General features: G+C 30.1%; 7 protein-coding genes. All 7 read left to right on the plus strand.

Going from position 1 to position 12,247, the window contains the following annotated elements; all coding sequences use genetic code 11:
• Positions 1-21 precede the first annotated feature (21 nt).
• Positions 22-924, plus strand: a complete 903-nt coding sequence (locus tag J2Z35_RS10070) for a CD1107 family mobile element protein (RefSeq protein WP_209661274.1) — start codon at positions 22-24, stop codon at positions 922-924.
• Between the two features lie 99 nt (positions 925-1,023).
• Positions 1,024-1,572: an HD-GYP domain-containing protein gene (locus tag J2Z35_RS10075; RefSeq protein WP_209661275.1), complete on the plus strand. Its 549-nt coding sequence runs from the start codon at positions 1,024-1,026 to the stop codon at positions 1,570-1,572.
• A gap of 2 nt (positions 1,573-1,574) precedes the next feature.
• Entirely contained in the window at positions 1,575-3,947 is a 2,373-nt protein-coding gene (locus tag J2Z35_RS10080; RefSeq protein WP_209661276.1) for an S-layer homology domain-containing protein, read from the plus strand.
• Between the two features lie 193 nt (positions 3,948-4,140).
• Entirely contained in the window at positions 4,141-4,296 is a 156-nt protein-coding gene (locus J2Z35_RS10085; protein ID WP_209661277.1) for a hypothetical protein, read from the plus strand.
• Positions 4,289-5,959 (plus strand): JAB domain-containing protein, encoded by a 1,671-nt coding sequence (locus J2Z35_RS10090; RefSeq protein ID WP_209661278.1) that lies wholly within the window; start codon positions 4,289-4,291, stop codon positions 5,957-5,959. Before J2Z35_RS10085 ends, J2Z35_RS10090 begins: the two co-directional genes overlap by 8 nt.
• A gap of 923 nt (positions 5,960-6,882) precedes the next feature.
• Entirely contained in the window at positions 6,883-7,308 is a 426-nt protein-coding gene (locus J2Z35_RS14985) for a TnpV protein (protein WP_408627193.1), read from the plus strand.
• A 3,485-nt stretch (positions 7,309-10,793) separates the two neighbouring features.
• Positions 10,794-12,247 (plus strand): DEAD/DEAH box helicase family protein (locus J2Z35_RS14990; RefSeq protein WP_408627194.1); only part of this gene is annotated, 1,454 nt, incomplete at its 3' end.

Raw genomic sequence — 12,247 nt, forward strand, 5'->3', positions numbered from 1 at the left:
AAAAGGAAAAGAGGTATATAGATGAAACATAAATCACTTGTTTTTTTAACAGCTGTATTCATAGTATTTAGTTCTGGTATAGGATATGCAAAATCTGATGAAAACAAAGAAATGGACCCAATAGACAAAATAATATTAAATGCACAAGATGAACAAGTAAGTAATATTAATTACTCTGGGGCTAGAAACTCTAGCACTGTTGGCGGAAATGTAGAAAAGCCAAATTTTACAACTGCTACTAAGCCATCTACAACTAATGGGAACATAACAGAAAATGTTGGTGAAGATGGTAAACAATTTGACACAGATATTCCACCAAAAAGACAATTCTTATCATTTCAGACATCTACAGGGAAAGAATTTCACTTAATTATTGACTACACTAAAGATGAACAACAGGTAAGGATGCTTACAGAGGTTTCAGAATCTGATTTATTAAACTTGATTGATAAAGCTAGGAAAGAAAGTGGAGAATTCAAAGAAAATGAAGAGACAAAAGAAGAAATGAAAGCCAGATTAAAAGCTGAATTGGAAGAAGAAATTAGAAAAGAGGAGGCTGATAAATTACTTTTGGGGGAAGAAAATAATAAAAAAGGTGATCCCACTTTGTTTATTATAATTGTTTTATCGATGATTATAGGCGGCTTTGGTTACTATAAGAAAGTATATCTGAAAAATAAAAACTCAGCAGACTTAGATGAACATGAGGAAGAGGAAGAAGGTGATGAGTATACAGATGAATATGAAGAGTCTTATGAAGATGGGTACTATGGGGAAACAGAGAGCAGTGACTATACTGAAAGGTACTCAACTTCGTCCAGTACTTCAAATGAATTAGATATTGAAAAGAAAAATGACTCAGAGCTCTATTTTGAAGAGGGTTTTGAGGAAGATTTCGAAGAAGAGTTTAATAAAGAAAGATAAATATTCTAACTAAATAAAAAGTAATTTTTAAAGAGCATTATGGTGGAACTAACACTTTAGTGCTCTTTTTAATTTAAAAATTAGAATATGAGCTAATGTTTGAGAAGGGAGGTTGCCATAGAAACTTTAATGCATATGCTTAGGGTGTCTTTTATTTCAATTTCATTTGTCAATGAAAATAAGAATGAAATTAATGTGATAAGGTTCAGACTATTTCTAGGGGCTGTGCTTCATGATATAGGGAAATTCAAACTAAATAAAAAAGTTCTAAATGCTAAAAGAAAGTTGACAAAAGAAGAAATGATATATGTAAGAGAGCATGTACTTTTAGGTGAAGAACTACTGAAATGTTTAAAAAAAATATCACAAATAATTAAATATCATCATGAAAATTTTGATGGTAGTGGTTACTACGGATTAAAGGATAATGCTATACCTATAGAGTCTCAACTTATAAGACTTGCAGATGTATACGATTCCCTTACACATAAAAGACCCTATAAAGATGCATTAAGTATTTCTGTAGCATTAGAAGTAATGAAAAAGGAAGAAAAAAACTTTAATCCTATTTATTTATCACTATTTATTAAACACGTTAAATCTAAATATGTTAAATCATACTTTAATAATTTAAAGAAAGGAAAATAATTATGAGTAGAAAAAATAAATTTTCAATTTTCATTGCAGTTTTAATAGTACTCCCACTAAATTTTAATTTCCCATCAATCTCCTTTGCACAAGAAATAGATTTAGAAATAGTAGAGAATATGGAAGAAAATCTGGAAAGTACTTTAGAATCTTTGAAAGAAGGGGAAGAAGACCTTGAAAAAACATTTGAAGAGGAAGAAAAAGAAACTTTAGAATATCATGAAGAAATAATTGAAGAAGGTGATATAAAGGAACTCCAAGAGATTAAAGATGAATCTAAAGAAATTTTCAAAACACCTACAGATATAGCTTTGGAACCTGAAATAAGTGGAGGATTATTTACACCTTTTGCCACTGAATTTGAATTTTCATCAACAGATTCCGAAGATTTCTATTTTAAAATGGGATATATACAAGTTACAGAAAGTATAAATGATGGGACTTACTTTGGATCTCTCATAAGAGAATATACAAAATTTGATTATTTACCAGGAGGTTCTTACAGATTTTACTTTACCCATCATCCAGGGCTTATTCCCACTGGATATATGTTAGGCGGTTGGGATATGCCTTTACCTATATCCCAAGCAGAACTTTATCTAGATTTAGACTTAAAAGAAGTATCAGATGGTATTGGCCCTTCCCCTGAAATAAGGGTATTTTATGAACCAGCTATAGGAGCAGCTACTCCTGTTAGGATGCATGATGTTTTAGAAAACCATGAAGGGACTTCTACTATAAGAGAGTATGTTGCATATCATGAGTTCTTAGGAATGGATGATTTAGTTGCTGAGATTTATCCAGCACACTATAGAGGACTAAGGCCTATAGCTTTTAGAATTGGAAGTGGCTCTATTCAATATTTTGATAATGATTTTATACATGTTAATTTAACGTCTCTTTCAGGCTTAGGAGATTTTGATATAGAAATAATTTATGTTCCAGATGGTGGAGTTTCTGGTATTGATGATTTTTCTGCTTTGATTATAAGTGAAGTTACAGATAAAGGTGAAGAATTATCCTTTGATATTATGTTTTTTCCACCAGAGAATCCTATAACAAATGAGCTGCTAACAGAAAAAGATGTTTATCCATCACATAGAAAAGGGCTAAAACCTACAAGTTATAGATTTGTTGACAATCTTATGAATTACTCTGAAACATTTGAACTATTAACTGAATTTGTAACATTAGAATTATTTAAAATGGGTGAAGATTACTCAGAAGATGATGGGGATGGTGATGAAGAGTCTTTTATTATTTTAGGCATTGAATTTGTATATGAAGAGGAAGAATCAACAGCTTCTGAAATTAAAGTTGGCTCCTTATATATAGATGCAGAAGATCTAGACGGTAATTATAACTGGATGATTGGAGATACTCAATTAGATATTATTTATGAATTACCAACAAGTATAAAACCTAGGCATTGGGATGGCTATAAAGTAGTGAAATATAGACTTCCTGATGGAACTGAATACGATTTTGTAGGTGATAATATAGAGTTGTTCCTAGAACCAGACTTAGAAGGGGGAAATGGAACAATAACTTTTATTTATGAAGAAATTCCACCAAAAGGTGAAACGGTTATAGTAGAAGTTGAAAAGATTATTGAAGTACCAGTAGAAAATATAGTTGAAATTGAAAAGATTATTGAAGTGCCTATAGAGACTATAATAGAAAAAATTATTGAAATACCTATAGAAACTATAATTGAGAAAATTACTGAAGTTCCTGTGGAAACTATAGTTGAAGTAGAAAAAATTGTTAAATCAAGAGATAAAGTAGAGAAAATCATAGAGGTTCCTATAGAAAAGATAGTTGAAAAAATCATTGAAGTACCTGTAAATGTTTCTAAATATCCTATAGATCCATTAACAAATGAGCTTATTTTTTATGATGTTCTAAAAAGTAATTGGTACTATAACAACGTGTATACAGCTGTGATTAATGATATCACAAATGGGTTTGCAGATTTATCATATAGACCTACAGACCTTATCAAAGAGAAAGAACTTCTAGCGCTGCTGCTTAGAGCAGATGGATTTGTTGTTAATGAGTTTGTAGATGATTGGACTAAACCTTATTATGAAAAGCTAAAAAAAGATTCTTTCTTTGGAAAGGATAAGGTTTTAACTCGTGAAGAAGCAGCTTATTTTATTGCAAATTATTTTGGATTATCCACTTCAAATGATTTGGTTGAAATTCCAGATATCAATCAAATAAATCCTGAGTATAGAGAATCCATTAAAGCTTTATATGAACATAACATTATAAGGGGAGTATCTGAATCTGGGATATTTAATCCAAAAAGCAAATTAAATAAAGCAGAAGCATCTTCAATCATTAGCAACATTATTAAAAATAGACATTAAAATTAAAATTTTGTTTTTAAAGATGAAAGTTTTAAAATTATGACATCTTAAGTTTATAACGTTAAACTATTAAAACATTATATATCGTATTGTTTTAAGTTTTTTTATATAAAGAAAAAGCAAAAATATCATTTGATGAAGTTCAAATTTTCATAATTAAAGATATATATTAATTTGAGAGGAGAATTTAAGAATGAATAACAAGCTATTTGAACTCTTTGGTGTGAAAAATCATATGGAATTAATGAAATATATCAAAGAAAATCCAGATAATGAAAAAGTTAAAGAAGTTAAAGAGATACTTGAAATGTTTGATGTAAACCTTGAAGAAGGTGATGAAAATGAGTAATCTATATAATGCTTTTGGATGCGAAAATAAAGAACAATTATATAATAAGATAATCTCTGGAGTGGACGATATTCGTCCACTTCTTGATTTTTTGGATTATGCAAAGGGTAGTTTAGTTTCAAAAGAAAAACCTATACAATCAGACCAAACATTTTATGAGTATGTAAGAAAAGTAGATAAGCCTACAAAGAGCAAAGTTCAACTTTTATTTGTAAACACAAAGAATATTCCTATATACTCTACCAAAGTCTCTATAAATCATAGAGATGATATTAAAAGAGCCATATCTGAAGCTCTAAACGCTGGAGCATCAAGGGCCTTTCTAACTTATCACGACAAATCTACGAAAAAGAATGTTAGCAGAATTGATGAAATCCTTAAATTTATAGGAATTGAAATGGTAGATAAAATGAAATATATAGAAGCTGATAATGAATTTATATCATATAGAAATGAGAACACTTTCTCTGGATTATATAATTATCCTGAGTATAAAGAAACTCTATTTATTCATGAAGAAAACAATGAAATAATAGATTTTTCCAATTATGAGAACTATAATGAGTTTTCCAGCTTCCTAGCTGAACGAGAAAATCAAAACCTAAATATAATTACTGATATAGAAAAAATTAAAACTAACCTAAAGCTTGGTTTTCAACATGAAAAACAAGAAATATTTGGATGCATATTATATGATGACGACTACAAAATACAAAAGTCTATAAATATATTCAAAGGTGGAGTATCCTCTAGTATTGTTGACCCTAGAATCTTATTTCAAGAGATTTTAAAAAACGAATCTGCAGGGTTTATTGTGTATCATAATCATCCTAGTGGCACTACGAAACCTTCTAATGAAGATATGATTATAACTAAAAGAATTTCAACTATTTCTGAGCAATTAGGACTTCAGTTTTGTGACCACTTTATAATAGGAAAAGAACAAATCCTTTCTTTTGCTAAAGAAGTTGATTCAATGCTATTTAATAACATTGACTACACTATAGATGTTGTAAATGCAAAAGAATCAGATAGCATCTATAAAGGAGAATATAGAGAATTCGAAGAAAAAGAAAACATGTTTAATGAGGAGTTTGAAGAGCTTTGTGATGATCTTAAATTAAATTATGAAATAGAATATGAGAAATTTGAAAAACAATATGAAAAATTTAAAGAAACTACTCCAATATCTGATTTACAATCCTACATTGATTTTTGGGATGATTATAATTCTTCTATAAGAATAGAAAATCAATATTGGAATGAAGATAATAGTAAAGCTAGATTTGATAAAGCTTTAGATAAAAATAATATAGATGATTCAGCATTACAAAATTCAGATTTTGAAGATGCTAAAAAAAATATATCAAACATGATATATAGTAATTATGAAAATTATGTAAAAGCAGTTATTTCACTAGAAAAGGGAATAGATGATTTTAATGTTTTGGATAAAGTTTTTAAAAGATTTATGGATGATGATTCTATAACCCTTCTTGATGAAAAAATTGATTCATTAATAGAAACAGCTGAAAGACTATTTTCTAATGATAAAAAAAAGGATGTAGAAAAAGAAAATATTAATGGAAAAAATAAAAGTGATTTGAATAAAAGTGAAAAAAATCAAACTAAAGAAAATAAAAAAACAGAGATTAGTTTATAGGATTTTAATAAAAAGAAAATCAAAAAAATTCCTATATTAAAATTCTTTAAAAAATAACCATACAAGCATTTGACATTAAGACACTAAAACACTATAATGTCACTAACTAAATATAGTGTTTTTCAGGAGGGAATATATGAGTGATAAGCTGAAAAAAACTATTGAGGAACTGAAAAAAAGAAAAGTTTCTATATATTCAAGCTCTAATGAGTTTGAAAAATTCTTAGATACTGCATCAAATCTATATAAGTATTCTTTTGAAGAGCAGCTCTTAATATATGCTAAGAAACCCTCTGCAATAGCTTGTGCAGAGTACAGTTTATGGAATGAAAAAGTAAATAGGTATGTAAAAAAAGGAACAGAAGGAATTCCCCTTCTTAAAGAAGAAAATGGGAAGTTGAAATTAAGATATGTGTTTGATGTTTCTGATACAAGATCTTTAACTAATACACCTTTTAAACTATGGGAATTTGACGAAGATATCCATAAAAAAGCAATCCTTAATATAAATAAAAAATATGGAGTGCCTACTAAAACTATCCCTAAATCAGTAATTGAAATTGTATCAAAAGAAGTTGAAGGAAAAATTGATGAAATATTTACCTTTCTACATCAAGACTTAGGTTTATCTAGTAACTATGACAAAGATGCATTAAAAGAATTAATAGAAGAATCTTCTTCATATATGATATTAAAAAGACTTGGATATGAACCTTTTGACTATCTATTAGAACAAAAACTTTCATATATTACATCTTTTGATACTGAAAAATCAGTAACATATGTAAATAATCATATTCATTCAATCACAAAAGATATCCTTGTAGATATTGCAAAAGAAGTTCAAAGGATTGATTTACTTAACCTTAAAGCTCAAAGAGAAAAGGGAGGAATAGAAAATGTCAGAGAAGAAAATAGTAGAGATGGAAACAGGGAAGAAATATTATCTAGAGGACGAGATTTACACTCCGTTGGAGAAGGAGTCCCTATTCGAGAAGGACGGGGGGACATACTCTCTAGTGGGAGATTTTCTGATTCCCAACGAGTTTCTGGAAGAGGAGCAGCAGATAGATATAGGGAAATGGGGACGAATGAGACTAGAGTATATAAAGAGCAACAAGAAAGCACTTTATTCAGCACTATTTCTGGATGGGAATCTGATTCCGAAAATGGCAGAGTTCAACAAGAGCTGCGAGGAAATAGAAGAGACAATGATAGAGCAGCTCAAGAAAAAGAGAGAGATAACAGAGCATCTCAAAAAGAAAGACCAGATGCTTTGGGTACAAGAAATGAACAATATAAAGGATACAGTGGAAGAAATAATCAGGGACGAGATGGTTTACAGATAAAATCTGAACCTGAGCAAATAGGTTTTATAATAGATAAAATTAAAGCAGTAGGCATACAGCCTGCTGCTTTTTCTATGTCTCAAGATATTATTGATAAGGTGCTATCTACTGGATATAACGAAAAACAATCAACTTTTGATATCTGTGCCTTTTATAAAAAAGACTACCCATCTGAAAGAAATATTGAGTATTTAAAAGAGAAATTCAAAGGCGGTAAAGGCTTAGTTATTGATAATCAAAAAATAGCTGTTTGGTACAGCGAAGCTGGAATAGATATAGCTTATGGAAATAAAGCTTTAGTATCATCTAAAATTAGTCTTTCATGGAGCGAAGCTGACAAAAGAATCAAAGAGCTGCTTATTCAAGGAGATTTTCTACCTAAAGAAGACCTTGAAAAAGTTGATACCTATGAAATTGAGAAAATATCAAGTAAGCTATTTTTCACATATCGTGACTATTTAGAAGAAGAACCTGAGTTTTTAGGTAGTTTACTAAATAACTTCCCTAATGCTATAGAAAATATTAAGGAAAAACTAAAAGATACTGAAAAAGTAAATGACATAATATCAGACTTAGAAATAAAACTTGAAGAAGAAAAAATAAAGAATCCTAGAAAATATGACAACTATACTTCCCATAAAAACCTTGTTGAAAACCTAAAAGGACTTACTCTTACCCAACTAGATTTTTCATCAAATAAAGAAAAAGCAGAAAGAATAAAAATGTTTGTTACAGAAGATGAAATAGATAAATATTTAGTTGATAAAGTATCCACCTTTAACATTATTGACTTCTACATTGAAAACATTGACTCATCAGAAAAAGAAAAATTTATTAAAGATACATTTGGAACTGGTGGCCACAACTATGCCCTTTCTCATGCTGATAATACCTATGCAGATTACAGAAGTAATGGCTTAGTACTTTCTCGTGGCATTTTAAACCCTGATGATAAAAGGCTTTTAAGATGGAATGAAGTTATTAAAAGAATTGATAGACTTATAGATGAAAAAGCATTTGATAAATATATTGATAATATAGATATAAATGAAGAGAATTCGTTAGAGGAAATATCAAATAATGAGAACAATAAGGAAATAAATCTAGATAAGCCTATAGATTCTAAAGATATAGAACCTAAAGAAAATCTTAAAAACTATATTCTTACTGAAGATACTTCCCTATCTCCTAAAGAGCATCTAAGAAATAATATAGAAGCTATTAAGGTGCTTAAAGCATTAGAAAATGAAGAAAGACTTCCAAGTGATATAGAAAAGAACGCTTTGTCGAAATTTGTCGGTTTTGGTGGTCTTTCTGATGCTTTTGATCCTGACTCTAAAAACTATAGAGAAGAATATAAGGAGCTACTTAAACTACTCTCCCCTACTGAGTATGAAAATCTTAGAAGCTCTGTTTTAACCTCTTTTTATACTCCATCAGATGTAATCCTTCCTATATATGAAGCTCTTGAGAATATTGGTTTTAAGGAAGGAAAAATCTTAGAAACTTCTTGTGGAACTGGAAAATTTATAGGACATTTGCCTGAAAGTATGAAAAATAGCAAGTTTTATGGTGTAGAGCTTGATGAAGTCACTGGAAAAATAGCAAGTTATCTCTATCCAGAATCAGATATTCAAATAAAAGGATATGAAAATACAAGATTTGAAAATAATACCTTTGATTTAGCTATAGGAAACGTCCCTTTCGGGCAATACAAAGTAAATGATAAAGAATATAATCATTTGAACTTCTTTATTCACGACTATTTCTTATCTAAAACACTTGATAAGGTAAGGCCTGGTGGAATTGTAGCTTTAGTAACTTCCAAAGGAACACTTGATAAACAAGATAGCAAACTTAGAGAACTTCTATCTGAAAAAGCTAACCTTATTGGAGCCGTTAGGCTTCCTAATAATGCCTTTAAAAATACTGGAACTAAAGTAACTTCAGATATAATCTTTCTTCAAAAGAAAACTGATGAAGAGATAGGAATGAATGAAGGAAAGAATAACTTTATAAATCTTAAATCAGATGAAAATGGAATCTTAATGAATGAGTATTTTGTAGATAATCCCCATATGATTCTTGGTGAAATGAAGGAAATATCCTCTCAATTTGGATTTGATACTGCTTGCATTGCACCTGATGGCCAGGATTTGAAAAAATCCTTGTCGGCAGCTATTAGTTTTCTAAGTCTTGATAATGAATTTGAAAACAAAAGTATAGATGAAATTGCAGAAAATGAAGTTATAACAGAAAAAATTGATTTTAAAAACATAAGGAACTATAGCTATTTTATGGAAAATGGTGAAGCATTTTTCAAAGAAAATAATAAAGCTATACCTGTAGAGGATATAGATATTAGGAAACTAAAGTCATTAATTGATATTAGAGATACTTTAAGGGAACTAATAGAGTATCAAAAAAATGATTATAGTGAGGTTGATATACTATATAAGCAAAAGGAATTAAATGAGCTTTATGATGATTTTTCTAAAAAACATGGATATATAAATTCAAGGTCCAATAAAAAGATTTTCAAAGATGATTCTGCTTATCCCCTTCTTTGCTCTTTAGAAGAATTTGATAATGATGGAAATTATACTGCAAAGGCTGACATATTTTCTAAAAGAACTATAAAGCCACATATAGAGCCTACTAAGGCTGATAATTCTAATGAAGCTCTATATATTTCAATGACTGAAAAAGGAAAAGTAGATCTAGAGTATATGCAGAGCCTAACTTCTTACCCTAAAGAAAAAATAATCGAAGATTTAAGTAATCACATATTCTTAGACCCTACTTCAATTAATGAAAATATCTATGACAATGCTTTTAAAACTGCTGATGAATATCTTTCTGGAGATGTTAAAGAAAAATTAGATATTGTATCCGGCAGGATATCAACGGAGCTTTCAAAAGAAGATTATCCTAATAAAGAAAGGATAATTCCTCTGCTTCAAAGAAGTAAGGCAGCTCTTGAAAAGGTGCAGCCTAAAGACCTTACTGCTGATGAAATATATATAAAGCTTGGTAGTATATGGATTCCACCTAGCATTATAAAGGACTTTATAACAGATACTTTAAAGCCTAGTTATTTTGTAAAGTCTGAAATAGAGGTTTCATATAGTGAATATACTTCCAAATGGAATATATCAGGAAAAAACAAGGATTATCATAATGTTTTTGTTCATAAAACCTATGGGACAGAGCGAATAAATGCATATAGCATTATTGAAGATACTCTTAACCTAAAAGATGTGAAAATCTACGATAGAGTTGTGATTGATGGAGCTGAAAAGTCTGTACTAAATCAAAAAGAGACAATGCTTGCGAGGCAAAAGCAGGAAGAAATAAAATCTGAATTTACATCTTGGGTATGGAATGATCCAGACAGAAGGTATAGGCTCACTAAGATATATAATGATAGATTCAATAATATAGTAACTAGAGAATTTGATGGTAGCCATCTAACCTTTCCAGGAATGAATACGGAAACAAAATTAAGGGACTATCAAAAAAATGCTGTGGCAAGGACTCTATTTGGAGGAAATACTCTTTTAGCCCACGTAGTTGGAGCCGGCAAAACCTATGAAATGGTGGCAAGCGCTATGGAAAGCAAAAGACTAGGACTAACAAACAAGAGTCTTTTTGTTGTCCCTAATCATCTTACTGAGCAATGGGGAAATGATTTTTTAAAGCTATACCCTTCTGCTGAGATTCTTGTTGCTAAAAAAGAAGATTTTAACCCCCATAACCGTAAAAAGTTTTGTAGTAGAATTGCTACAGGAAATTATGATGCTGTTATAATTGGACATACTCAGTTTGAGAGAATTCCAATGAGTAGAGAGTTTCAAGAAGAAACAGTAAGAAAAGAAATAAATGAAATAACAAGTGCTATAAAAGATATAAAAGCTGAAAGTGGTGCAAGGTTCACTGTAAAGCAAATGGAAATGACTAAAAAGAAATTAGAAACAAGACTTGAAAAACTAATGTCTACAGAAAGAAAGGACGATACTGTAAGTTTTGAAGAACTTGGAATAGATAAAATCTATGTTGATGAATCCCATTACTATAAAAACCTATTTCTATACACTAAAATGCAAAATGTAGCAGGAATTACCACTACAGAAGCTCAAAAGTCTAGTGATATGTATATGAAGTGTAGATTTCTAGACCAAAAAACAGGAGGAAAAGGGATAGTATTTGCATCAGGAACTCCAGTATCAAACTCAATGAGCGAGCTTTATACAGTGCAAAGATATTTACAATATAATACCCTTCAAAAAGCTGGACTTGCCCACTTTGATTCCTGGGCATCAACTTTTGGTGAAACTGTATCGGCTATTGAACTTGCTCCCGAAGGGACTGGATATAGAATGAAAACAAGATTTTCCAAGTTTTCAAATATTCCTGAGCTTATGAATCTCTTTAAAGAAGTTGCTGACATTAAAACAGGAGAATCTTTAAACCTTCCAGTACCTAAAGCCAATTATCATAACGTTACTGTCCCTGCTAGTGAAATACAAGTGGAGCTTGTAAATCAGCTTGCTAAAAGAGCTGAAAAAGTTAGAAACAAAGTAGTAGACCCTAGTATTGATAATATGCTAAACATAACAAATGATGGTAGAAAACTTGCTATGGACCAAAGACTTATAGATGAATCTCTTCCAGATAATCCAAATGGAAAAATAGCTCACTGCGTTGAAAATACCTTCAACCTTTGGGATAAACATAGGGAAGAAAAACTTACCCAACTAATCTTTTGTGACCTTTCTACTCCTAAAAAAGAAGGTTTTAGTGTATATAACGTTATTAAAGATAAGCTACTTGAAAAAGGAATTCCTGAAAAAGAAATATCATTTATACATGATGCAAACACTGATAAAGCTAAAGATGAACTATTTTCAAAGGTTCGCTCTGGTGAAGTTAGGGTGCT

Source organism: Acetoanaerobium pronyense, from assembly GCF_017874355.1.
Classification (GTDB): domain Bacteria; phylum Bacillota; class Clostridia; order Peptostreptococcales; family Filifactoraceae; genus Acetoanaerobium; species Acetoanaerobium pronyense.